A 22,708-nucleotide genomic window follows, 5' to 3' on the forward strand; every position below is an offset into this window, starting at 1 on the left:
CGTGCGAACCTATTTGACGAACCGCGCCGCGAGCTCGACGTGCGTCGACCAGCGGAACTGGCCGACCGGCACCACCCAGTCCAGCCGCCATCCGCCCTCGCACAGCATCTTCGCATCGCGCGCGAAGCTGCTGGGATTGCAAGAAACATAGGCGATGACGCCTGATGCCTTGGTGGCCAGCGCCTCGGCCTGCTCGCGCGCGCCGGCGCGGGGCGGGTCGATGACCACGGCGGCGAAGCGGTCGAGCTCGGCGACGGTGAGCGGACGGCGGTACAGGTCGCGATGCTCGGCGAAGACGAGGCGCTGGGCGCGGTTGGCGGCGGCCTTGAGCGCGAACAGGGCATCGCGGGCGCCCTCGGCGGCATAGACGCGGCCGGGTAGCGCCAGCGCGAAGGTGCCGAGCCCGGCGAACAGGTCGGCGGTGGTCGGCGCATCGCCGATCGCCTCGCGCACCGCCGCGACGAGCGATGCCTCGCCCTCGGGCGTCGCCTGGAGGAAAGCCGCGGGTGGCAACGGTACGGCGACGCCGCCGAGCGTGATCGTCACCGCGTCGGGCTCCCAGCGCGTCTCCGGCCCCATGCCGTCGTCGATGGCGAAGCGGGCCACGCGATGCGCGGTGGCGAAGTCGACGATCGCGTCGTGCGCGCTCAACCCGTCGGCCTTGACGCCGGTGACGAGAATGTCGGGGCCTTGGTCGGCGAGCGTCAGGTGGACATCGGCGCGGCCCTTCAGCCGCAGCTTCTGGAGCAGGCCGCGCACGGGCGCGACGAGCGCGAACAGGTCGGGCGCCAGGATGTGGCACTCGGTGATGTCGACGATTGCGTGGCTCTTGGCCTCGGTGAAGCCGAGCCGGACCTTGCCGCCTTTTCCATCGGCATGCAGCGTCGCCCGACGGCGGCTGCGCGGCGGCGAAATCTGCGCGGGGCGGATGGTGGCGGTCAGCCCCTGCCCCGCCAGCGCGCCGGCGACGCGATCGCTGACGAACGCGGCATAGGCGTCTTCGTCGAGATGCTGGAGCTGGCAGCCGCCGCAGGTCGGGAAATGGCGGCATGGTGGTGTTTGACGATGCAGACCGGGCGTCAGCGTGCCGTCGTCGTTCAGCATATCGCCGGGGGCCGCCAGGGCGGCGCGGCGGCCGTCGTCGGCAACGCCCTCCCCCTTGCCGCCGATGCGGACGATCGTGCTCACAAGCATTCTCCGATAGCGGCGGGAAGATAGTGGGAAAGCTGGTCCGCGACGAAGGCGGGACCGGCGAGCTTTGCGGCGCGGGTGTGAAACCAGACGGCTTGCTGCGCCGCACCGAAGAAGTCGACGCCGGTCGCGCGGCGGGCGGCGAGGATGCCGGCGAGCGTGTCGCCGCTGCCGGCGGTCGATAGCCAGCTGCTGCGCTCGATCTGGACGGCGGCGCGGCCATCGGGCGCGGCGACGACGGTGTCCGGACCCTTGTGGACGACGACGCCGTCGATCGCCCTGGCGGCGGACAGCGTTGCCAAGAGCTTGCCGTCCGCGCTCGCGAACATGCGGGCGAACTCGCCGGCGTGCGGCGTCATGGCGATATCGGCGCGCGGGGCGAGGCGGTGGGGGGCCTCGCGGCCGAGGAGCGTCAGGGCATCGCCGTCGACGACGAGCGGATGGCGGCTCGCCACGGCGATATCGAGCAGCGCGCTGGCGCGGTCGTCGCGACCGAGGCCGGGACCAATGAGGACGCAGCCGATGCGGTCGTCGTCGAGGATCGCGGCGAGGTCGGCGGGGTCGCCTAGCGGCTTGTGGACGATGGCCTCGGGCTGGCCGGCATCGGCGCCGGCGAGGATGACATAGCCCGCGCCTGCGTGGATCGCGGCGCGAGCCGCCAGGCGGGCGGCGCCGGGCATGGCGCCGGCGACGACGACGACGAGGCCGCGGGTGAACTTCTGCGCATCGCGGGGCGGCGGCACGAGTTGCGGCCGGGCGATGACGTGCCAGCTGCCACGCGCCGGAACGCCGATGTCGGCGAGGAACAGGTGGCCGCACAGCCCGGCGGCCGGCTCGATCAGGTGGGCGGGCTTGTAGGCGCCCAGCGCGAGCGTCGCGGTGAGCCCGTGTGGTGCGCCAAGATCGGCGCCGGTATCGGTGTCGACGCCGCTCGGCACATCGACGGCCAGGCTGAACTCGGCGGCATCGACGAGCGATTGCAGCGTGGTGGCGACGTCGGCGTCGAGCGGGCGCGACAGGCCGGTGCCGAACAGCGCGTCGATCAAGATCGGGCGCGGCTCGGCATCGGCGAGGGCGATGGTCTGCCCTTGCCACGCCGCCCTGGCCGCGATCGCCTCGGCGCTGCGGGCGTCGCCGTGCGCAGCGACGATGACGTCATGGCCTCGCTCGGCGAGGATGCTCGCCGCGACATAGCCGTCGCCGCCGTTGTTGCCGGGGCCGGCGAGGACCAGGATCGGGCGGCCGAGCGCGAACCGGGCGGCGGTGTCGGCGACCGCCTTGCCCGCGGTCGCCATGAGGGCGGCGTAGGTGGTGCCCGCGGCGACGGCGGCGGTTTCGGCGTCGCGCATCGCGGCGGCGGTGAGGATGGGTTGGGGCATGGCGTCAGGGGGCCATGGCTTGGGACGGGTGATGAGTCGAGAGTGAGGCATGAGCGGTGCCCCGCCCTCACCCTTCCCACCCGGCTGCGCCGGGCGGGCCCCTTCCCTCTCCCAGCGGGAGAGGGAGGTTGGTGTCAGATGTCGGCGTAGACGTGCTTCTCCATCTTCGCACCCGGATGCGTCACCGCGCCGGCATAGGCCGGTCCGACATTCTGCGCGTAGCGCCACAGCGCGCCCGACTGATAGTCGTTGACGCGCGGCTGCCACGCCGCACGGCGGTCGGCGAGCACGGCGTCGTCGACGAGCAGGTCGATCGTCCCCGCCTCCGCATCGATGCGGATGGTGTCGCCGTCCTCGACGAGAGCGATCGGGCCGCCCTCGGCGGCTTCGGGGCCGACATGGCCGATACAGAAGCCGCGCGTCGCGCCCGAAAAGCGGCCATCGGTGATGAGCGCCACCTTCTCGCCCATCCCCAGGCCATAGAGCGCTGCGGTGGTTGACAGCATCTCGCGCATGCCGGGGCCACCCTTGGGCCCTTCGTAGCGGATGACGACCACCTCGCCCTCGCGGATGCTGCGCTCCTCGACCGCGGCGAAGGCGTCCTCCTCGCAATCGAAGCAGCGCGCCGGGCCTTCGAACTGGAGGCGGTGCATGCCCGCGACCTTAACGATCGCGCCGTCGGGCGCCAGGCTGCCGCGCAGGCCGACGACGCCGCCGGTCGGGGTGATCGGTGCCTTGGCGTCGTAGATCACCTTCTGGTCGGGGTTCCACGTCACCTCGTCAATATTCTCGGCAAGGGTGCGGCCGGTAACGGTCAGGCAGTCGCCATGCAGCAGCCCCTCCGCCAGCAGCGTCTTCATCAGCATGTAGACGCCGCCCGCTTCGTACATGTCCTTGGCGACATATTGGCCGCCGGGCTTGAGATCGGCGATATAGGGCGTGGTCTTGAAGATCTCGGCGACGTCGAACAGGTCGAAGTCGATCCCCGCCTCGTGCGCCATCGCCGGCAGATGCAACGCGCCGTTGGTCGAGCCGCCAGTGGCGGCGACAATCCGCGCTGCGTTTTCAAAGGCTTGACGGGTACAAATGTCACGCGGTCGCAACTGACGTGCGACCAAATCCATCACCTGAGCGCCCGCGGCGACGGCGATCTGCTCGCGGCTGGTATAGGGTGCAGGCACCATGTTGCTGTTGGGCAGCGACAGGCCGATCGCCTCGCCGACGCAGGCCATGGTGTTGGCGGTGTACTGGCCGCCGCAGGCACCATGGCCGGGGCACGCGACCTTCTCTAGCGCGTGGACCTCGCTGATCGGACAGGCGCCGGCGGCATATTTGCCGACCACTTCGAACACATCGACGACGGTGACGTCGCGGTCGTGGAAGCGGCCGGGCAGGATCGAGCCGCCATAGACGAAGATCGACGGCACGTTGAGGCGAAGCATCGCCATCATCATGCCCGGCAGCGACTTGTCGCACCCGGCGAAGCCGACGATCGCGTCGTAGCAATGGCCGCGCACCGACAGCTCGACCGAATCGGCGATCACCTCGCGGCTGACCAGCGAGGATTTCATCCCCTGGTGGCCCATCGCGATGCCATCGGTGACGGTGATGGTGTTGAAGCGGCGCGGCATGCCGCCCGCCTGGATCACCCCGGCCTGCGCCGCGTCCGCCTGCGCATCGAGCGTGGTATTGCACGGCGCCGAGTTGTTGCCGGCGCTGGCGAGCGCGACGAAGGGCTTGGCGATATCCTCCTCGCTGATCCCCATCGCATAATAATAGGAACGGTGCGGGGCACGCTCGGGACCGACCGAAACGTGACGGCTGGGCAGCTTCGCCTTGTCGAATTGGGTCATGGCGACGCCCTATGTCGCGGGACGGCCCGTCAACGCAAGCTTGTTACGCGTAGTAACGGATGCGGGCCCGGCGAAGTGTTCGGTCCTCAAGCGAGAAATAGAGCGAAATCATGCCGTTCTCGACGATCGACGAGGCGGCGAAGGCGATGTCGGTCTTGGTGCGGTCGGTCGGCGGCGGCGGCACGATGACCGGTTCGAGACCGCGGCCTGTGACGCGGGCATAGTCGGCGGAGAAGCTGATCCACCCGATCCGCCAGCGCGCGTCGAGCGTCGCACCGTTATAGAACATCACCGGGTCGGCGCCCTCGACCTGGCAGATCGGCCCGGTCGAAAGATGCCAATTATCCCACGAGTCCATACGGATAGGAAACGGGTCTGCCACCGACTGCCAATGGTCGCGGAGCTGGGCCGCGGTGGCGAGGCCGATGCGCGAGGCGCCGACGCCCTTCTCCTCGGCCGCGGCATATTCATAGAACAGGCGCCAGTCGCCGGCGGGCGTACGGACGACGGTCGCCTCCTTGATATTGCCCTCCCCCGGCGGCGCGGCGAGCGCGACGCGGCGCTTGACGAGGGCATCGAGCGAGGGGCCGGAGGCGACGATCATCACGCCCTGGGTCCGCCTGGCATCGACGCCGGTATAATAAACCACATAGTCGCCGTCGTCGTCGATCACGACGGTCGGGTCCTCGCAGCCGCCGGCGTCGGGATCATCGGGATCGGTGCCGGGGGCGATCGCCGGTTCGGGATCGAGCGTGAAGCGCAGGCCGTCGTCGCTCCAGCCGCTGGCGATGACGCCGGTCGGATCGCCGTCGCGCAGCGGCCAGGGCACGCCGCGAACGAGCATGCGATAGCGGTCGCCCTCCGCCCAGACGAAGGGGCTCATCAGATCCATGCCGTCGAGGATCGACCCGGGCGCGATGCTGACGTCGTCCAGTTGCTCGACCGAATAGGTGGGCATGCGCGGGTCAGGCCCCTTGCGCGATGACGAGCGACAGCGCGCCATCGATCGTGACGGTGGTGCCGGTGATGTAATCGGCGGCGGGTGACAGGAGGAAGGCGACGAGGGCCGCAACCTCGTCGGCAGTGCCCGCGCGGCCCCAGGGAATATGACGTTCGCGCTCGCGGCGGACCGCGGCATCATCGAGCGCAGCGGCGTTCATCGGAGTCAGGATCATGCCCGGCGCGACGCCGTTGACCGCGATCTTCTGCGGCGCGAGTTCTAGCGCGAGCGTGGCGGTGAGCTGGGCAAGGCCACCCTTCGCCGAATCATAGTCGACGCCGCCGGCACGCGGTGCTCGCTCGTGGATCGACGAGATGTTGACGATGCGGCCACCCGCATCGGCGCTCGTCAGGGCGCGGGCAAAGCGGCGACAGGTGAGGAACGGGCCGACCAGGTCGGCGTGGAGGACGTCGGTGAATTGCGTGACCGGCATATCGACCAGCTTCACGCCGGTCATGTTGAGACCCGCGGAATTGACCAGTCGCGTGACCGGGCCGAACGCCTTTTCGGCCGCGGCGAACAGGGCGTCGACCTGCGCCTCGTCGCCGACGTCGCAATGGACGGCGATCGCGTGGCCCTCGCCGCCCGCCGCCTCGACGACCTTCGCGGCCGCAGCGGCATCGCTGTGATAGGTGAGCGCGACGCGAGCGCCCTGTTTCGCCAGCGCCGCGACGCACGCCGCGCCGATGCCGGATTCGCCGCCGGTGACGACTGCTACCGGCGCTTGTTTGGGATCGACCATGCCGGGGCAAGCGCGCCGGCGAGCCTTCGGTTCCGTGACGTTTGCGTCACGATCGATCGGCAGTGATCAGAGGCTGTCGAGCGCCTTCGCCACGCCTTCCATGGTGAAGGGCTTCAACAGCCGGGGCCGATCGCGGAACCGCTCGTCGACACCCTCGTCGCCGCCGCCGGTGGCGAAGACGAAGGGGATCGAACGCTCGGCCAGCGCCTCGGCGATCGGCGTGCTCTTCTCGCCCGCCCGCAGGTTGACGTCGAGGATCGCGGCATCGACGGTGCCGCCATCGATCGCGTCGAGCGCGGTCGCGACGGTGTCCGCCGATGCGACCACCTGCTTGTCCAGGATCTCAAGGAAATCCTCGAGCATCATAGCGATCAGGGGTTCGTCCTCGACGATGAGAATTTGCTGCGGAGCGACCATCGCCCGCCCCTTAGCGGCATCGTTGCGCAACGCCAACATGTTAGCGCGTTGGTACGATGACGTTTCATTGCCGTGCCCGATCGAGGTCAGGCGGCGGCGGCGAGAACGTCGCGCGTGGCCTCCGCCAGCTGCTGGACGGAAAAGGGTTTGGGCAGGAAGGCGACGTTCTCGATATCGATCGATTTGCGCAGCTGTTCCTCGGCATATCCCGACATGAAAATGATCGGCAGATCAGGATATTGCTCGCGAACGCGGCGGACCAGCGTCGGGCCGTCCATCTGCGGCATGACGACGTCGCTGATGAGCAGGTCGGGCTTGCCATGCGCCTCGAGCTGCTGAAGCGCGGCCTCGCCATTGTCGGCGGTGAGCACGGTATAGCCCTGGCGCGACAGCGCCCGTTCGGCGACCGCGCGGACCATCGCTTCGTCCTCGACCAGCAGCACGGTGCCGGTGCCCCAGGTTTCGACGGGCTTGGGCGCGGGACGGTTCAACATCGGGCGCTGCGCCACCACCGCCTCGTTGTGAACGGGCAGGTACATGGTGAAGGTTGCGCCCTGCCCCGGTTTCGAATCGGCGAAGATCCAGCCGCCCGACTGCTTGACGATGCCGTAGACGGTGGAAAGGCCGAGGCCGGTGCCCTTGCCGACTTCCTTCGTGGTGAAGAACGGCTCGAAGATCTTCGGCAACACCTCGGGCGGGATGCCGGTGCCGGTGTCGCTGACGACGAGCGCGGTATAGTCGGCGACGGGCAGGATATCGATGCCGAGCGCGCGCACCTCGGCGGGGGTCACCGCCTTGGTCTGGATGGTCAGCGCGCCGCCGCCGCGCGGATTGGCGGTGAGCATGGCGTCGCGGGCGTTCACCGCCAGGTTGACGACGACCTGTTCGAGCTGGCCCGGATCGGCGCGCACCGGCCCAAGGTTGCGGCCGTGGGTCACCTCGAGCTTCACCGTCTCACCCATCAGCCGCTTGAGCAGGTTCGACACCTCGGACACGACGTCGGGCAGCTGGAGCACCTGCGGGCGCATCGTCTGCTGGCGGCTGAAGGCGAGCAGCTGGCGGGTCAGGCCGGCGGCGCGGTTCGAGTTGGTGCGCACCTGCTGGATGTCGTCGTAATCGCTGTCGCCGGGCGAGTGGCGCATCATCATCAGGTCGCAATGGCCGATGATCGCGGTGAGGATGTTATTGAAATCATGGGCGACACCGCCCGCGAGCTGACCGACCGCCTGCATCTTGGTCGCCTGCGCCACCTCGCGCCGCAGCCGCGACTCCTCGCTATTGTCCTTCAGGCTGAGCAGCACCGCTGCCTCGCCAAGGCCACGCGCACCGGCGATCGTGAGGACGATCGGCTCGTCGGGATGATCCTTCAGCCGGATCGCCATGTCGGCGGTATGGCTGGCGCCGCCGGCGAAGCGACGGATCGCATCGGCGACGGCGGCCTTGTCCTCGCGCACGACGAGGTCGCCGGGGTAGAGCGGCGGATGCGCGGCATCGACTTGCGCGGCGCGGATGAATGCGTTGTTCATCTGCAGGAACCGGCCTTCGCGATCGACCAGCGCGACGCCGAGCGGCATCAGGTTGACGAGGCTGCGCAGGTGCGCGCTCGCATTGGCGCTGGCGGCGGGGTCGCGCTCGACGTCGTCGAGGATCGCGAGCAGCACCGGCGCGCCCTCCCCTTCCATGAAGTGGATCGGGATCAGGCGGAGCGGATTGCCGTTCGCCGTCTCGCGCTCGAAGCGGATGAAGCCGGCCGCGTCGGTGACGAGCAGGCGCGCGAAATCCATCCCCTCGATCGTGCCCTCGTCGCCGCCCAGCGCACGCATCGTGAGCGTCGAATTGGCGCCGAGCACCACCCCTTCCGCCGTCACCAGCGCCATCATGATCCCGGCGCCGCCGAGCCGATCGCCGCCAGGCCCGGCGACAAGCGAGCGCGCGGTCGCGGTGATGTCGGTGTCGGGCACCGAGGTGAAGCGCCAGACGAGCATGTCCGAATCGTCGCCGGCGCGGGCGACCTGCGCGCGCAGCTGGTTGCCGCCCGCGGCCAGGTCGCTGGCGCTGCCGCGACCGTCGCGCCAGGCGGCACGCCCGGCACTCGCCAGCGCGGCGACGCCGTCGTCGTCGAGCGGCAGGCCGGGCGGCGTCGGGAAACCGTCGAACAGCGCCTCATAGGCGTCATTGGCGCACACCAGCCGCCCGGCGCGATCGGTCACGGCGATCGCATCGTCGCTGGCCTGGGCGACGACCCGCGTGAAGTCCCAGTCGATGATCCGCGACGTGCCCGCCGATGCCGGCGCCACCATCCGCCAGGCGACCGCGGTGCCGCCGGCGACGATCGCGGTCGCCATGAAGGCGGCGGCGACGATCCAGCTGCCGATCAGCGTCAGCACCACCGCCGCCGCGGCGATACCGGCGACGACCGATGCCAGCGCGGCGAGGCGCGCCGAGGTCGCACGAGAGGGCGTTAGCGGTATCGAGGCCATGGTGTGTCTTCGGATCAGCGACCGGCCAGCGTCAAGCCGCCAACTACTCCGCCCGGCGCGATGGCCGGGCGGAGGGTCGCAGGCTTACCAGACGCGGACGCGCTGGTCGGGTGCAAGATACAGCTTCTGGCCGGGCTGCGGTTTGAAGGCGGCGTACCACGGGTCCATGTTGCGGACGATATTGGTGCGCTGCTCGCCCGGCGAGTGCGGATCGGTAAGGAGCTGCTGGCGCAGCGCCTGCTCGCGATAGTTGCGCCGCCACACCTGCGCCCAGCCAAGGTAGAAGCGCTGGTCGCCGGTCAGCCCGTCGATCACTGGCGCCTGCTTGCCGCCGAGCGAGACGAGATAGGCGTCATGCGCCGCCGCGAGCCCGGCGAGATCGGCCGAATTCTCGCCGAGCGTCAGCTGGCCGTTGAGCTTCTGGCCGGGCAGCGGCTCGTACTGGTTGTACTGCTGGACCAGCTTCTGCTCGAGCGCGGTGAAGCGCTCGACGTCGGCCGGGGTCCACCAGTCGGTCAGCTCGCCCTTGGCGTTGTACTTCGCGCCCTGGTCGTCGAAATGATGGCTGATCTCGTGGCCGATGACGGCGCCGATGCCACCGTAGTTGACCGCGGGATCGGCCTTCGGATCGAAGAACGGCGGCTGCAGGATCGCGGCCGGGAAGACGATCTCGACCATGCCGAAATTGGCATAGGCGTTCACCGTCATCGGCGTCATGCCCCATTCCCAGCGCTGCAGCGGCTTGCCGAGGTGCCAGACGTCCTCGGCCTGGTTCCACTCGGCGGCGCGCCACTTGTTGCCGAACGCGTCGCCGGCCTTGATCTGGAGGTTCGAATAATCCTTCCAGCGCGACGGATAGCCGATCTTCGGCGTGAAGGCGGCGAGCTTCTGATGCGCCTTCGCCTTGGTCTCGGGCGCCATCCAGGTCAGCTTGTCGATCCGCGCGTTCATCGCCGACAGGATGTTCTTGACCATCTGATCGGCGACCGCCTTCGTCTCGGGCGGGAAATAGCGCGCGACATAAAGCTTGCTGACGTCGTCCGACAGCGCGCCCGAGGTGAACTGCACCGAGCGCTTCCACCGTGCCTGCTGCTGCGGCGTGCCGGTCAGCGTGGTGCCGAAGAAGGCGAAGCGCTCGTCGTCGAATGCCTTTGGCAGCACGTCGGCATAGCCGTCGAGCGAACGCGTCATCAGCTGGTCGCGCAGCACGCCCTCGGGCGCGGCGGCGATCAGCTTGGCGATGCCGGCGACGGCGGTCGGCTGCGCCACGATCACGCTGTTCACCGGCGCACCGATGCCCTTGAAATAGGTGACGAAGTCGAAGCCGGGCGCCATCTTCTGCAGATCGGCGACCGACATCTTGTTATAGGTCTTGGTCGCGTCGCGGCTGTCGACGCGGGTCCAGCTGACCTGAGCGATCTGGGTTTCGAACGCCAGGATCGCGGCGGCGCGCGCCTCAGCATTCTGCTCGCCCGCCAGCGTCAGCAACTTGGCGAGATGCGCCTGATAGGCGGTGCGCGCCTCGACCAGCTTGGGATCGGGCTTCAGATAATAGTCGCGATCCGGCAGGCCGAGCCCCGACTGGCTGAGGTTGAGCGCATAAATTTCGGGCAGCTTGTCGTCCTGGCCCACGCCCGACCCGAACGGCCCGCGAATGCCATGGCGGTTCGCGTCGGCGACGAGCGACGCATAGTTGGCGCGGGTCAGCCCCTTCAGCTTGCCCAGCCACGGCTGGATCGGTGCCAGCCCCTTGGCCTCGATCCCGGCGGTGTCGAGATAGGTCGCATAGGCGGTGCCGATCTTCGAGTTCCTGTCGCGCGCAGCCTCGGCGAGGAGGCCGCGGGTGCGCGCCTGCGACAGGTCGCTCAACAGGTCGAACGCGCCATAGCTGGACTTGTCGGCGGGGATCGAAGTGTTCTTCGCCCAGGTGCCGTTGGCATAATCATAGAAGTCGTCGCCCGGCTGGACGGTGCGATCCATCCCCGCCGTGTCGAAGCCGAACGTGCCGAAGCGCTGGGCCTCGGTCGATACCGGCGTTTCGGAAACCGCCTGGCCGGTGGTCGGCGCGGTCTGCGCCCAGGTGATCGCAGAGGCGGCAGACGCGAGGGAAATGACGACGGCAATCGAACGACGCATGACAAACCCTTGGTTCTAAAGGAATGTCCGCTGCTCTAGCCGACTGGCACGCCTCGTCAACGTCAGTATTGGTGACGCGTTCGCCACTTGCGCGCGATCCACAGCCGCCAGCCCCAGCGACTGAGGAGATAGCCCGCCACCGATCCGACGATGGTGATGACGAGCAGCCCCGCGGCGATCGCCGGGGCGGCGTCGGACATCAGCCATTGCATCCAGTCCGACGTCGCCGCCTCGCGCAGCGGATCGCCGGGAATGGCCCGATCGACGTGGAGCGCCCAATGGCCGATCCAATAGGCTAGTCCCCAGATCAGCGGGGTGGTGATCGGATTGGTGATGAACGTCGTCAGCGCCGCCGCGGGGATGTTGGCGCGAACGGGCAAGGCCAGCAGCGCCGACAGCGGAATCTGCGCCACCGGGAACAGGATGCCGGTCACCATGCCGAGCGCGACACCGCGCGGCACCGACCGGCGGGTGAAGCGCCACAGCTCGGGCGCGAGCACGCGGTGCGCGACGGGGCGGAGCATGCGGCTCTGCTCCATCGATTCGCGGGTCGGCAGGTTGCGCCGGCACCAGGCGGCGAAACGCTGCCACAGACCGGGGGGTGCGGTGGCCATCAGCCGCGCTCGCGCAGCACGCGACCGGCCTCACGCTTCCACTCGCGCTCCTTGATGGCGGCACGTTTGTCGTGATCCTTCCGACCCTTGGCCAATGCCAGCTCCACCTTGGCCCTCCCCTGCGAGTTGAAATACACGGTCAGCGGCACCAGCGTCATTCCCTCGCGGGCGACGGCGCCGTGGAGCTTGTTTATCTCGCGTTCGTGAAGCAGCAATTTACGCGGACGCTTCGCTTCGTGGTTGAAGCGGTTGCCGTGGCTGAATTCGGGGATGTTGGCGTTGACTAGCCATACCTCCTCGTCCTTCACCTCGGCATAGCTTTCCGCGATTGAGCCCTCGCCGAAGCGCAGACTCTTCACCTCGGTGCCGGTCAGCGCGATGCCGGCCTCGTACTTGTCCTCGATGCTGTATTCGAACCGCGCCTTGCGATTTTCGGCGACGATCTTCTTCTTGTCGAAGGTGGCTGGCTTGGGACGCGGCATCGCTGCGATGTAGGCGCGCGATCGGCCCAAGGGAAGCGATCAGAACGGCACCTTGAACCGGACCATCGCACGGCGCGAGGGGGTGCCGCCGATATCGGCCTGCTCGGTTTCGACCGCCAGCTTGCCGCCGGGGATGCCGATCTCGGCCTTGGGCAGCGTTTTCTCCTTCTCGAACCCGACGGGAAGTTTCTTCAACCGATAGGGCTCGTCGGTACGGGCGCAGACGGTGATGTCGCCGGGGTCGGCGCTGGATATGCAGGCGGGAACGAGCGGTTTGGGCCTGACCGGCGGCGGCGCGGGAAGAGCCGGGCCGCTTACCGCCTGCATCATCAGCCACCAGATCATCGCGACAACGTGCCGCACGAATGTGGCACTTCGATGATGATCCTCCCCCGCCAGGGGGAGGTGGCAGCGCGCCAGCGTTGACGGAGGGGGCGGTGAGCGACCCAGATTGCGAATTGAGGGCTTCCGCCCCCTCCGTCACGCCTTCGGCGCGCCACCTCCCCCTGGCGGGGGAGGAATCTAGACGAGGCCGGCGTGCTCCAGCGCGGCATCCACCTTGGCCCGCGATTCCTCGCTCGGCCACGTCATCGGCAGGCGCAGGCCATCGGGAAAGCCGGGGCGGACGCGGGTCATCGCGTACTTCACCGGACCCGGCGACGCATCGGAGAACAGCGCGTCGTGGAGCGGGAAGAGGCGGTCGTGGAGATCAAGCGCCTTTGCGTAATCGCCATCGCGCGTCGCTGCCTGGAATTCGGCGCACAGCCGCGGTGCGACATTGGCGCTGACCGAGATGCAGCCTACCCCGCCCATCGAATTATAGGCGAGCGCGAGGTCGTCGTTGCCCGACAGCTGGACGAAGGCGCCCTCGATCGCAGCGCGATGCATCGACACCCGGGCGAGGACACCGCTCGCGTCCTTCACCGCGACGAAGACCTGCGGAAAGGCATTGACGATCCGCGCCATCGCCGCCGGCTGGATGTCGGTCACGGTACGCGCGGGGACGTTGTAGAGGACGATCGGCAGCGGCGCATCCTTCGCGAGATGCGCGAAATGGGCGTAGATGCCCTCCTGGCTCGGCCGGTTGTAATAGGGCGGGACCATCAGCGCAGCGTCGGCGCCGGCTTCCTTCGCGCGGATCAGGTTGGCGGCGGCGACGCGCGTGTCGTTGGATCCGGCGCCGGCGATCACCGGCACGCGCCCCTTCGCCTGGTCGACGCAGACGCGGACGATCGCGAAATGCTCGTCGGCGGTCAGCGTCGCCGCCTCGCCGGTGGTGCCGCAGGGGACGAGCGCGCTCGAGCCTTCCGCGATCTGCCACTCGACGAGATCGCGGTACGCCGCCTCGACGAACTCGCCGTCGGCGTCGAATGGCGTGACGAGCGCGGGAATGGATCCGGAAAACATCGGCTGAACGCGCTCCTGGTGCGGCGAAAAACAGGAAATTGTTCAGGACAGATAAAAGCGTGTCGCGTATCCTGTCCATATGCACTCAACCAGCATCGGTTTCGGCATCCTTCTCGCGGCGTTGTCGAGCGTCGCCGCCACTCAGGCGGGGCAGCAGGTTCAGCCACTTCCCTCGCCCGACCAGCTCGAACGTTTTCGCCAGCAGATGGCGACGATGAGCCCCGTGCCCCCGCCGCCGGGCAATGGCGCGATCGCCGCGACCATCGCCCAGTGGCGGGCACTGCAGCAGACCGATTCGCTGCCGTTCGACAGCTATGCCTCGTTCCTGCTCGCGCATCCCGACTGGCCCGGCGAGGCGGCGAACCGGCGCGCGGCGGAGCGGCAGGCGGCGACGGCGACCCCGGCGCGCGCGGTGGCGTTCTTCCTGCGCTATCCACCGATGACCGCGGGCGGCACCGCGGCGCAGGCGAATGCGCTGGTCGCGCTCGGCCGGCAGGGTGAAGCACAGGCGGCGGCGCGGCGCGCGTTTCGCATGGCATCGCTGTCCCCGTCGGACGAGGCGGCGATCTTGGCGCGCTTCGGCGGCGCGCTGCTGCCCGCCGATTACGACGAGCGGATCGACGCGCTGCTATGGGGCAACCAGACCAGCGCGGCGGGCCGCATCCTCGCGAACACCTCGCTCGATCGGCGCGCGGCCTTCACCGCGCGGCTGGCACTGCGTACCAATGCGCCCGACGCCGCCACTGTCGCGCTATCGGCCGACCCCGCGTTGCTCAGCGATCCCGGCTACATCGCCGATCGCGCGACATGGCTGCGCAATTCGGGCGCCGGCCCGACGGCTCGCTCGTTCCTCGCCCAGCCGCGCCAGCTCGCGCGTCGGCCCGGCAATGTCGAGGCGTGGTACGAGGTGCTGTTGACCAATGCGCGCGGCGCGGCGGCTGACGGGCAGTGGCAGCTCGCCTACGACATCGCGCGTCAGGTCGACGACGCCTATCCGCCCGCGACCGACGTTTCGGTGAAGCCCTATGGCGAGCGCGACGACTATACGAGCCTGGTGTGGCTGGCGGGGCAGACCGCGCTCAAGCAGCTCAACCGGCCCGCAGACGCGATGCCGCTGTTCGAACGCTATGGCCGCGGGTCGAAGGCGCCGCAGACGCGCGCCAAGGGCTTCTACTGGGCGGGTCGCGCCGCCGAGGCGGCTGGCATCCAGCCGCAGGCCGCCAGCCTCTATGCGCAGGCGGCGAACTATCGCGACCAATTCTATGGTCAACTGGCGATGGAGCGCACCGGCAAGCCGCTGACCGCGCCGCCGCCGCTCAACCTCGCCGCGGTCGATCCCGGCGCCAAGGCGGAATGGGAGTCGCGCGACCTGGTGAAGGCGGTGCGGTTCCTGGGCCAGATCGCCGACTGGCAGGACCAGACCGCCTTCATTCGCGAGATCGCCGCCGACTCCTCGAGCGAGACCGATCACATCCTGGCGGCGCAGCTGGCGGCGGAGATCGGGCGGCCGGACCTGGGCGTCATGGTCGGCCGCAACGCGCAGCAGAATGGGCTGACCGATTACTCCGCCGCCGGCTTCCCGACGGTGACGGTGCCGACCGGCTATGAGGATAACTGGACGATCATCCATGCGATCGCGCGGCAGGAGAGCCAGTTCGATCGCACCGCCGTCAGCCATGCCGGCGCGCGCGGGCTGATGCAGCTGATGCCGGGCACCGCGCGCGAGCAGTCGGGCAAGATGGGGCTGACCTACGAGCCTGCGTCACTGACGAGCGATCCTAACCTGTCGATGATGCTGGGATCGAGCTATTTCCAGCGGATCTACAATAATTACGGCAGCTATCCGCTCGCCATCGCCGCCTATAACGCGGGCGGCGGCAACGTGAACAAGTGGCTGCGCGCCAACGGCGATCCGCGGACCGGAACGATCGACATGGTCGATTGGATCGAGGCGATCCCGTACCAGGAAACGCGCAACTATGTGCAGCGCGTGATCGAGAATGCGGTGGTCTACGACCTGATGAACCCTGCGCGTGCAAAGAGCCGCGGGGCGCCGTCGCCCCTGGCGTGGTATCTGGGGCGGACACGCGCGACGGGGTGAGCTACTCAATCCTCCCCGGAGGGGGAGGGGAACAAGCGAAGCTGGTGGAGGGGTAGTCTCCACGAGCGTACCGCCAGCGGCCAATACCCCTCCACCACCGCTCCGCGGCGGTCCCCCTCCCCCTCCGGGGGAGGATTTGACAGGACGAGCCGCGACGCCACAAGCGCCCGCATGGACCGTCCCAACTACATCACCCCCGCCGGCTACGCCGCGCTGCGTTCGGAGTACGAACAGCTTTTCGCGACCGAACGCCCCGCGCTGGTCGATACGATCGCCTGGGCGGCGGGTAACGGCGATCGGTCGGAGAACGGCGATTATATATACGGCCGCAAGCGGCTGCGCGAGATCGACCGGCGGCTCGGCTGGCTGTCGCGGCGGATGAAGGCGGCAAAGGTCGTCGATCCTGCCCGGCAGGAGGATCGCAGCCGTGCCTGGTTCGGTGCCAGCGTGACGATCGTCGATGAGGACGACGCCCTGCGCACGCTGACGCTGGTCGGCGACGACGAGGCGGATGCCGGCCAGGGGCGGATCGGCTGGAACGCCCCGCTCGCCCGTGCGCTCCGCGGCGCGGCAGTGGGCGACCTGCGCCGCGTCGAGCTGCCCGCAGGCACCAGGGAATATGAGGTCGTCGCCATCGCCTATCCGCCCGCCGCGGGATAGCGGTTGACCCGGCGGGCGGGCCGGGCGACCACCGCGGGATGGCCGAGGATTTCCCCACCCGCAACATCGCCCTGCTGATCGACGCCGACAATGCGTCCTGGCACGCGATCGACCCCGTCCTGACGGTCCTGGCAGAGCTGGGCCCGGTCAACGTCCGGCGCGTCTATGGCAACTGGTCGAAGCCGGCGCTGAAGGGCTGGCGCGACATGACGCTGAAGCACGGCATCGAGCCACAGCAGCAGTTCGACCTGACCAAGGGCAAGAACGCGACCGACATGAAGATGACGATCGATGCGATGGACCTGCTGTTTCGCGGGCGCGTCCAGGGGTTTGGCATCATGTCGTCGGACAGCGACTTCATGCCGCTGGCGATGCGCATCCGCCAGGACGGCCTGCCCGTCTACGGCTTCGGCAACGCCAAGACGCCCGAGGCCTTCAAGCAGGCGTGTACACGCTTCATCGACGTCGGAGCGTTGGTGGCGTCGGAGGCGGCGCCCTCCCCCGTCACGCCTGTCGCCGCCGCCCCGGCGAATGCGAAGCCGACCAGCAAGGAAGTGCCGATCCGCGACTCGCTGCCGCCCTCGATCGGTGCCGCGGCGGAGGCGAAGCGCAAGTCGCCGGTCGATCCCGACCTGCTCAAGCTGCTGGTCGACGCCTATGATGCGTCGAAGCGCGACGAGCGGGGCTTCGTCAGCCTGGCGGCGATGGGGCAGCTGGCGGCGAATCGATCGAGCTTCGACACGCGCAACTATGGCTATAGCCGGCTGTCCGACCTGATCGCGGCGGTGCCCAATTTCCAGATCGAGCGCCGCGACAATGGCCGCTCCTACGTTCGGCGGCTACGCTGATGCGCGCACTGCTCATCGCAGCGCTGCTGCTCGCGGCGCCCGTCATGGCTCAGACCGCAACCGATCCGCATCGCCCGGCGCCGGTGTATGACCACGCGCCGCCGATCCTGCCGGCGAATTTCCGCGACGGGGTGCTGATCTTCTCGAAGACCAACGGCTGGCGCCACGTCGAGCATATCCCGCATTCGAACGCGGTGATCGCCGACGTCGCGCACGAAGCGGGGCGGCCGAGCTTCACGACGGAGAATGCGGCGGTCTTCACCCCGGCGCTGCTGAAGCGCGTGAAGGTGGTGGTGCTCAACAGCGCCAGCGGCGACCTGTTCACGCCCGAGCAGCGCGCCGCCTTTGCCGACTGGCTGAAGGCAGGTGGCGGCGTCGTGGCGCTGCACGGCTCGGGCGGCGACCCGCGCTACGACTGGCCCTTCTACGTCGAGGAGGTCATCGGCGCGCAGTTCATCGGCCATCCCGGCGGCCAGGACCAGTTCCAGCGGGCGACGGTGCAGCTCGTCGCACCGCGCCATCCGGTGATGGCCGGGATCACCACGCCCTGGGCGCCGGTCGACGAATGGTACTCCTTCGCCGCCCCGCCGCGGGCGCAGGGGAGCGAGATCTTGGCGACGCTGGACGAGACCAGCTACCGCCCCGACCCGCGGCAGAAGATGGGCGCGGTCCATCCGGTCGTCTGGACGCGTAACGTCGGCAGGGGGCGCGTCGTGTTCTCGGCGCTAGGGCATCGGCCTGAGGGGTACGACGATCCCAACTACCGACGCTTGATCGCGAACGCGATGCGGTGGGTAGGGCGATAGCGGCCTCCCGCTCTCGCCGCACACGCTAGGAAGGCTTTATGGATCGCATCATCGTCATCACCGGTGCAGGGGCCGGGCTCGGCCGCGCACTCGCCCGCGAGGCGGTCGGGCGCGGTGATACCGTCATCGCTTTGGGGCGCAGCGAGCGAGGCTTGCTCGAGACGGGCGCCGGCCTGCCGCCGAGCCTCTATCAATCCGAAATCGTCGACGTCGCCGATTTTACCGCGGTGGAGGCGACGTTGGCGCGCGCGCTAGAGAATTACGGCCGGGTCGACGCGCTGATCGCCAATGCTGCGGTCTATCCTCGCGTGTCATTGATCGAGCAATCGGCGGCCGACTGGATGCAGGTCTTCACCGTCAATGTCGGCGGGGTCGTCGCCTGCATCCGTGGTGTGTTGCCCGCGATGATGGCGGTAGCGCGGGGGCGGATCACCGTCGTCGGCAGCTTCGCCGATGGCGCGCCGATCGCAAACAGCTCGGCTTATTCGGCGTCGAAGGGAGCGTTGCATTCCCTCGTCAAGGCGATCGAGGCCGAACTGGCCGGCGACTTTCCCGATATCCTCGTCAACGAATGGGTGCCGGGCGGGCTGCGCACGGACATGGGGACGCCCGATGGGCTCGATCCGGCCACGGCGGCGCGATGGGGAATCGACCTCATCGACCTGCCCGCCGGCGGCCCATCGGGTCGGATATTCGACCGCGATCAGCTGGTCGAACCGCCGCGATCGTTCAAGCGCAGGTTGTTACGCAAGCTCCTGCGCCGCTGACGCGACCGAAGCGTCGCGCCGCAGTCGATCGCCGATCGCCTCGGCCACGCGGAGCGCATTGGCGGCGATCGTCAGGCTGGGGTTGGCGCCGCCGCTGCTGGGCATGAACGATCCATCGACGACGTAGAGATTGTCGATGCCGTGGACGCGGCAATTCCTATCGAGGACGCTCGTCGCCGGATCGTTGCCGAAGCGGCAGGTGCCCGACGGATGCCCCAGGTCGACCATGACGTCGGGCTGGAGCCAATATTTGCGGAAGCCCGGCATCCGCTGCTTGACGAGCCGGCGTGCCGCTGAGGTCCGCTCGGCCATGTCCTTCGATACGCGATAGCGGAAGACGATCCGGCCGGGGCGCTGCGGATCGTGGACGATGCGGTTCTCGACGTCGCCGAAATCCTCCATGATCATTGCGAAGATCGTGGCGTTGCCGAACAGGATCGACGCTATCTTGGCGGGGATGCGAAGGAACGGCCGAAGGAAGCGAAACCGTCGCAGCGGGCTAAGATCGAACCAGCGGTAGAGGTAGATCAGTACGTTGCCGTATCCTGCCGGCAGGCCCGTCGACTGGACGGACCCCAGCCGCATGCCATCAGCCGCGTAGAGGTCCCGAAAGCCGATCGCTTTGCGAAAGCCGGCGGTGCTGCCCGACCGCTTCGGCCAAACCGCGAACCAGTCCGAGCTGTGGAACATCAAATAGCGCCCGACGAGATCGGATCGATTGCCTAGGCCCGACGGCCAGGCTTCGTTTTTCGACGCAAGGAGCATCGAGGCGCTGCGGTATGTGCCCGCCGACAGGACGACCTGTCGCGCGCGCAGGCTGAGCGGCTCGCCATCGCGGACGCAGGCGATCGACGTCACGCGCTCGCGATCCGCGTCGATACGCAGGACCTCGCATCGATCGAGGAGGGACGCGCCATGATGCTCGACCGCCGGCTCGACGCAGATCGTCCGCGCGTCGCTCTTGCATTTCATGGGGCAGATCCGGCCGAGGCATTCGTGGCAACCCGGCTTGTAGGCGATGCCGACATGCACGCGGTAGGGATGAAGCCCCGCAGCGGCGAAATCGCGCATGAAGAACTGGTCCTGCTCGCTCGCCGTGCCGGGGCGCGGCAGTGTGCAGGGCGTCGGATCGCCGAGCGGATCGTGCGTCCCGTGAACGCGATAGAGACGCTCAGCCGCCTCATACCACGGTCGAAATTCGTCATATTGGATCGGCCAGCCGCCGGTAGGGTGCGGGTTTCCCGCGACATCCTCGAAATCCGACCGTTCAAACCGCTCCATCGCCGCGCCGAAGAACAGCGTCGAGCCGCCGATGCCGCACCCCAGCGGCAAAAACGGCTGGCTATGGGTCGCGTCGATCTGGCCGAACGCCCGCTCGGGCCAGCGTCCCTGATCGAGCCGCTGCGTCACATCCTCATGCTCGGGATCGTCGGTGCTGCCAAAGGCGGCTTGCCCGCGCTCGAGCATCAGCACGCTGAATCCCTGGCGGGCGAGGCTGTAGGCGGTAGTGGCGCCGCCCATACCGGTGCCGATGACAATCACGTCCCACAGCCGCTCCTTCGCGACGGACGGATCGATGCTAGTGATCGGCGCAGACATCACATGCTCCCCCAGGCCCGCCCCTAGCCCAACGGCGCGGGTACGGACAGCGGACGATCGGCATAGCGCCAAAAGGTAAATGCCGCAGCCTGGTGTCGATCCACATAATCGCGCGCAGTCACGCCTTCCCGGGCGGGCGCGTCGTTTCGTCCGACCCACCAGCCCTGCCCCGGCAACCGGTCGCCCTCGCGGACCACAAGCACCGCCAGGCCCGGCTCACCGGCAGCCGCGCCTGCGCTGTCGATCGCGTCGAGCGTCTTGCACAGCGCGCGCATCTTCGGGCGGGTGAAGCGGTGGCCGAGCGCGCGCAGGATCTCGCTGTAGCTCATCGCGCGCCCATCGCGCGCCGCGGCGACCAGCAGCGATCGGACCAGCGCGACATCGGCGATCGTCCCCGGCCCCTCGACCGGTTCGAACCCGTTGGCGGCGAGCCAGCCGCCGAGGTCGTCCCCCGTCGGCCGGCCCGTCGGCATCAGCGCGTCAGCTTCTTGCCAGCGCGCATCAGCGCGTCAGCTTCTTATACGCGAGGCGGGTCGGGCGATCGGCGGCGTCGCCCAGGCGACGACGCTTGTCCTCCTCGTAGGATTCGAAATTGCCCTCGAACCATTCGACGTGGCTGTCGCCCTCGAACGCCAGGATGTGCGTGCAGAGGCGATCGAGGAAGAAGCGATCGTGGCTGATAACCACGGCGCAGCCCGCGAAGCTTTCGAGCGCCTCTTCGAGCGCTCGCAGCGTCTCGACGTCGAGGTCGTTGGTCGGCTCGTCGAGCAGCAGGACGTTGCCGCCCTCCTTCAGCATCTTGGCCATGTGGACGCGGTTGCGCTCACCGCCCGACAGCTGGCCGACCTTCTTCTGCTGGTCCGCCCCGCGGAAGTTGAAGGCGCCGACATAGGCGCGCGTTCCCATCTCCTGCTTGCCGAAGCGGAAGACCTCGAGCTCGTCAGAGATTTCCTGCCAGACGTTCTTGTTCGGATCGAGCTGATCGCGGCTCTGGTCGACATAGCCCAGGCGCACGGTCGAGCCGACCTCGATCGTCCCGGCGTCGGGCGTCTCCTGGCCGGTGATGAGCTTGAACAGCGTCGACTTGCCGGCACCGTTGGGGCCGATGACGCCGACGATGCCGCCCGGCGGCAGCGTGAAGTCAAGATTCTCGAACAACAGCTTGTCGCCATAGCTCTTGGTCAGGCCCTTCGCCTCGATCACCTTGCCGCCGAGCCGCTCGGGCAGCTGGATGAGGATCGCGGCCTTGCCGGCGACGCGATTCTCCTGCTTCTCCACCAGCTCGTCGAACGCGCGGATACGCGCCTTGGATTTGGTCTGGCGGGCCTTCGGGGTCTGGCGCATCCAGGCAAGCTCGTCCGCGATCGCCTTCTGCTTGCCAGCTTCCTCGCGCTCTTCCTGCTCGAGCCGCTTGGCCTTCTTTTCCAGATAGCCCGAATAGTTGCTTTCATAGGTGTAGTAACGGCCGCGATCGAGCTCGAGCACCCAGTTGACGACATTGTCGAGGAAGTAGCGGTCGTGCGTCACCAGGATGACGTTGCCCGCATATTCCTTCAGGTGGTTCTCCAGCCAGCTGACGCTTTCGGCGTCGAGGTGGTTGGTCGGCTCGTCGAGCAGCAGGATGTCGGGCTTTTCGAGGAGCAGCCGGACCAGCGCGACGCGGCGGCGTTCACCGCCCGACAGGTTGGTGACGGGCGAATCGGATGGCGGGCAGCGCATCGCCTCCATCGCCTGCTCCAGCTGCGAATCGAGGCTCCAGCCGTCGGCGGCGTCGATCTTCGCCTGAAGATCGCCCATCTCCTCCATCAGCGCGTCGAAGTCGGTGTCGTCCTTCGGATCGCCCATCTCGGCCGAGATCGCGTTGAAGCGGTCGATCATGCCGACGACGGGACCGGCACCCAGGCGCACGTTCTCGATCACCGTCTTGTCGGGATCGAGGTGAGGCTCCTGCGGCAGATAGCCGACCTTGACGCCGTCGGCGGCCCAGGCTTCGCCGACGTAATCGGTATCGATGCCGCCCATGATCTTCATCAGCGTCGACTTGCCCGACCCGTTGGGGCCGATGATCGCGATCTTGGCGCCGGGCAGGAACTGCAGGTGGATGTTGTTGAGAACGGGCTTGGGCGCGCCCGGGAAGGTCTTGGTCAGACCCTTCATGACGTAGGTATACTGGACGGCCATGTGCCGACGGCTCCTGGGTTCGAACGGGGCGGGAATGTGCCGCGC

At 68.3% G+C, this 22,708-nt stretch carries 20 protein-coding genes; 5 read left to right on the forward strand and 15 right to left on the reverse strand.

Features of this window, described 5'->3' with window-relative positions; genetic code table 11:
- Window positions 1-9: 9 nt before the first annotated feature.
- The 12 genes from GGQ80_RS09970 to dapA form a co-directional block, all read right to left on the reverse strand.
- On the reverse strand, window positions 10-1,194 hold the full coding sequence (locus tag GGQ80_RS09970; protein ID WP_183984323.1) for a class I SAM-dependent RNA methyltransferase: 1,185 nt from the start codon (window positions 1,192-1,194) through the stop codon (window positions 10-12).
- Entirely contained in the window at window positions 1,185-2,570 is a 1,386-nt protein-coding gene (locus GGQ80_RS09975; protein ID WP_183984325.1) for an NAD(P)H-hydrate epimerase, read from the reverse strand. Before GGQ80_RS09975 ends, GGQ80_RS09970 begins: the two co-directional genes overlap by 10 nt.
- A 134-nt stretch (window positions 2,571-2,704) precedes the next feature.
- Window positions 2,705-4,423: a dihydroxy-acid dehydratase gene (gene ilvD / locus GGQ80_RS09980; RefSeq protein WP_183984327.1), complete on the reverse strand. Its 1,719-nt coding sequence runs from the start codon at window positions 4,421-4,423 to the stop codon at window positions 2,705-2,707.
- 43 nt (window positions 4,424-4,466) lie between these two features.
- The gene (locus GGQ80_RS09985) at window positions 4,467-5,381 is read right to left on the reverse strand and encodes a glycoside hydrolase family protein (protein WP_183984329.1); all 915 of its coding nucleotides are present in this window, start codon (window positions 5,379-5,381) and stop codon (window positions 4,467-4,469) included.
- A gap of 7 nt (window positions 5,382-5,388) precedes the next feature.
- Window positions 5,389-6,165, reverse strand: a complete 777-nt coding sequence (locus GGQ80_RS09990; protein ID WP_183984331.1) for an SDR family NAD(P)-dependent oxidoreductase — start codon at window positions 6,163-6,165, stop codon at window positions 5,389-5,391.
- 66 nt (window positions 6,166-6,231) lie between these two features.
- Window positions 6,232-6,582, reverse strand: a complete 351-nt coding sequence (locus tag GGQ80_RS09995; protein ID WP_183984682.1) for a response regulator — start codon at window positions 6,580-6,582, stop codon at window positions 6,232-6,234.
- Window positions 6,583-6,668: 86 nt separating this feature from the next.
- Window positions 6,669-9,062, reverse strand: coding sequence for a response regulator (locus GGQ80_RS10000; protein ID WP_183984333.1), 2,394 nt, complete (start codon window positions 9,060-9,062; stop codon window positions 6,669-6,671).
- Between the two features lie 84 nt (window positions 9,063-9,146).
- On the reverse strand, window positions 9,147-11,198 hold the full coding sequence (locus tag GGQ80_RS10005) for a M13 family metallopeptidase (RefSeq protein WP_183984335.1): 2,052 nt from the start codon (window positions 11,196-11,198) through the stop codon (window positions 9,147-9,149).
- A 62-nt stretch (window positions 11,199-11,260) separates the two neighbouring features.
- Window positions 11,261-11,812 (reverse strand): DUF2062 domain-containing protein, encoded by a 552-nt coding sequence (locus GGQ80_RS10010; RefSeq protein WP_183984337.1) that lies wholly within the window; start codon window positions 11,810-11,812, stop codon window positions 11,261-11,263.
- Window positions 11,812-12,294 carry an SsrA-binding protein SmpB gene (gene smpB / locus GGQ80_RS10015; protein WP_183984339.1) on the reverse strand — a complete coding sequence of 161 codons (483 nt, stop codon included), beginning with the start codon at window positions 12,292-12,294 and terminating at the stop codon, window positions 11,812-11,814. Before smpB ends, GGQ80_RS10010 begins: the two co-directional genes overlap by 1 nt.
- A gap of 39 nt (window positions 12,295-12,333) precedes the next feature.
- Complete coding sequence (locus GGQ80_RS10020; protein WP_183984341.1) at window positions 12,334-12,657, reverse strand: hypothetical protein; 324 nt, start codon at window positions 12,655-12,657, stop codon at window positions 12,334-12,336.
- Between the two features lie 159 nt (window positions 12,658-12,816).
- Window positions 12,817-13,701: a 4-hydroxy-tetrahydrodipicolinate synthase gene (gene dapA, locus GGQ80_RS10025; protein ID WP_183984343.1), complete on the reverse strand. Its 885-nt coding sequence runs from the start codon at window positions 13,699-13,701 to the stop codon at window positions 12,817-12,819.
- 79 nt (window positions 13,702-13,780) lie between these two features.
- Between dapA and GGQ80_RS10030 the strand changes: the two genes are divergently transcribed.
- The 5 genes from GGQ80_RS10030 to GGQ80_RS10050 all read left to right on the forward strand — a co-directional run bounded on the left by GGQ80_RS10030 (window position 13,781) and on the right by GGQ80_RS10050 (window position 18,883).
- A complete protein-coding gene (locus tag GGQ80_RS10030) occupies window positions 13,781-15,802 on the forward strand; it encodes a lytic transglycosylase domain-containing protein (RefSeq protein ID WP_183984345.1) in 2,022 nt (673 codons plus the stop codon).
- A gap of 171 nt (window positions 15,803-15,973) precedes the next feature.
- Entirely contained in the window at window positions 15,974-16,462 is a 489-nt protein-coding gene (greB, locus tag GGQ80_RS10035) for a transcription elongation factor GreB (protein WP_183984347.1), read from the forward strand.
- 38 nt (window positions 16,463-16,500) lie between these two features.
- Window positions 16,501-17,310, forward strand: a complete 810-nt coding sequence (locus tag GGQ80_RS10040; RefSeq protein WP_183984349.1) for an NYN domain-containing protein — start codon at window positions 16,501-16,503, stop codon at window positions 17,308-17,310.
- The gene (locus GGQ80_RS10045) at window positions 17,310-18,116 is read left to right on the forward strand and encodes a ThuA domain-containing protein (RefSeq protein WP_183984351.1); all 807 of its coding nucleotides are present in this window, start codon (window positions 17,310-17,312) and stop codon (window positions 18,114-18,116) included. The genes GGQ80_RS10040 and GGQ80_RS10045 overlap by 1 nt, the downstream gene beginning before the upstream one ends.
- A 38-nt stretch (window positions 18,117-18,154) precedes the next feature.
- Window positions 18,155-18,883 (forward strand): SDR family oxidoreductase, encoded by a 729-nt coding sequence (locus GGQ80_RS10050; RefSeq protein ID WP_183984353.1) that lies wholly within the window; start codon window positions 18,155-18,157, stop codon window positions 18,881-18,883.
- On the opposite strand, the gene GGQ80_RS10055 is transcribed toward GGQ80_RS10050, so the two are convergent.
- Genes GGQ80_RS10055 through ettA form a run of 3 tightly spaced genes read right to left on the reverse strand, consistent with a single transcriptional unit; the run spans window position 18,860 to window position 22,663 of the window.
- Window positions 18,860-20,482, reverse strand: coding sequence for an FAD-dependent oxidoreductase (locus tag GGQ80_RS10055; protein ID WP_183984355.1), 1,623 nt, complete (start codon window positions 20,480-20,482; stop codon window positions 18,860-18,862). The two genes, GGQ80_RS10050 and GGQ80_RS10055, sit on opposite strands and share 24 nt — an antisense overlap.
- Window positions 20,483-20,505: 23 nt before the next feature.
- Window positions 20,506-20,955 (reverse strand): ribose-phosphate pyrophosphokinase, encoded by a 450-nt coding sequence (locus tag GGQ80_RS10060; RefSeq protein ID WP_246346990.1) that lies wholly within the window; start codon window positions 20,953-20,955, stop codon window positions 20,506-20,508.
- A 28-nt stretch (window positions 20,956-20,983) separates the two neighbouring features.
- Window positions 20,984-22,663, reverse strand: a complete 1,680-nt coding sequence (gene ettA, locus GGQ80_RS10065; protein WP_183984686.1) for an energy-dependent translational throttle protein EttA — start codon at window positions 22,661-22,663, stop codon at window positions 20,984-20,986.
- Window positions 22,664-22,708: the final 45 nt, after the last annotated feature.

This window comes from Sphingomonas jinjuensis (assembly GCF_014197105.1).
GTDB classification, from domain to species: Bacteria; Pseudomonadota; Alphaproteobacteria; order Sphingomonadales; family Sphingomonadaceae; genus Sphingomonas; species Sphingomonas jinjuensis.

What these genes read in the sequence shown, in the direction of transcription:
- GGQ80_RS09970 (WP_183984323.1), bottom strand. Translation starts at nt 1,194, where the DNA reads ATGCTTGTGAGCACGATCGTCCGCATCGGCGGCAAGGGGGAGGGCGTT.
- GGQ80_RS09975 (WP_183984325.1), bottom strand. Translation starts at nt 2,570, where the DNA reads ATGCCCCAACCCATCCTCACCGCCGCCGCGATGCGCGACGCCGAAACC.
- ilvD (WP_183984327.1), bottom strand. Translation starts at nt 4,423, where the DNA reads ATGACCCAATTCGACAAGGCGAAGCTGCCCAGCCGTCACGTTTCGGTC.
- GGQ80_RS09985 (WP_183984329.1), bottom strand. Translation starts at nt 5,381, where the DNA reads ATGCCCACCTATTCGGTCGAGCAACTGGACGACGTCAGCATCGCGCCC.
- GGQ80_RS09990 (WP_183984331.1), bottom strand. Translation starts at nt 6,165, where the DNA reads ATGGTCGATCCCAAACAAGCGCCGGTAGCAGTCGTCACCGGCGGCGAA.
- GGQ80_RS09995 (WP_183984682.1), bottom strand. Translation starts at nt 6,582, where the DNA reads ATGGTCGCTCCGCAGCAAATTCTCATCGTCGAGGACGAACCCCTGATC.
- GGQ80_RS10000 (WP_183984333.1), bottom strand. Translation starts at nt 9,062, where the DNA reads ATGGCCTCGATACCGCTAACGCCCTCTCGTGCGACCTCGGCGCGCCTC.
- GGQ80_RS10005 (WP_183984335.1), bottom strand. Translation starts at nt 11,198, where the DNA reads ATGCGTCGTTCGATTGCCGTCGTCATTTCCCTCGCGTCTGCCGCCTCT.
- GGQ80_RS10010 (WP_183984337.1), bottom strand. Translation starts at nt 11,812, where the DNA reads ATGGCCACCGCACCCCCCGGTCTGTGGCAGCGTTTCGCCGCCTGGTGC.
- smpB (WP_183984339.1), bottom strand. Translation starts at nt 12,294, where the DNA reads ATGCCGCGTCCCAAGCCAGCCACCTTCGACAAGAAGAAGATCGTCGCC.
- dapA (WP_183984343.1), bottom strand. Translation starts at nt 13,701, where the DNA reads ATGTTTTCCGGATCCATTCCCGCGCTCGTCACGCCATTCGACGCCGAC.
- GGQ80_RS10030 (WP_183984345.1), top strand. Translation starts at nt 13,781, where the DNA reads ATGCACTCAACCAGCATCGGTTTCGGCATCCTTCTCGCGGCGTTGTCG.
- greB (WP_183984347.1), top strand. Translation starts at nt 15,974, where the DNA reads ATGGACCGTCCCAACTACATCACCCCCGCCGGCTACGCCGCGCTGCGT.
- GGQ80_RS10040 (WP_183984349.1), top strand. Translation starts at nt 16,501, where the DNA reads ATGGCCGAGGATTTCCCCACCCGCAACATCGCCCTGCTGATCGACGCC.
- GGQ80_RS10045 (WP_183984351.1), top strand. Translation starts at nt 17,310, where the DNA reads ATGCGCGCACTGCTCATCGCAGCGCTGCTGCTCGCGGCGCCCGTCATG.
- GGQ80_RS10050 (WP_183984353.1), top strand. Translation starts at nt 18,155, where the DNA reads ATGGATCGCATCATCGTCATCACCGGTGCAGGGGCCGGGCTCGGCCGC.
- GGQ80_RS10055 (WP_183984355.1), bottom strand. Translation starts at nt 20,482, where the DNA reads ATGTCTGCGCCGATCACTAGCATCGATCCGTCCGTCGCGAAGGAGCGG.
- GGQ80_RS10060 (WP_246346990.1), bottom strand. Translation starts at nt 20,955, where the DNA reads ATGCCGACGGGCCGGCCGACGGGGGACGACCTCGGCGGCTGGCTCGCC.
- ettA (WP_183984686.1), bottom strand. Translation starts at nt 22,663, where the DNA reads ATGGCCGTCCAGTATACCTACGTCATGAAGGGTCTGACCAAGACCTTC.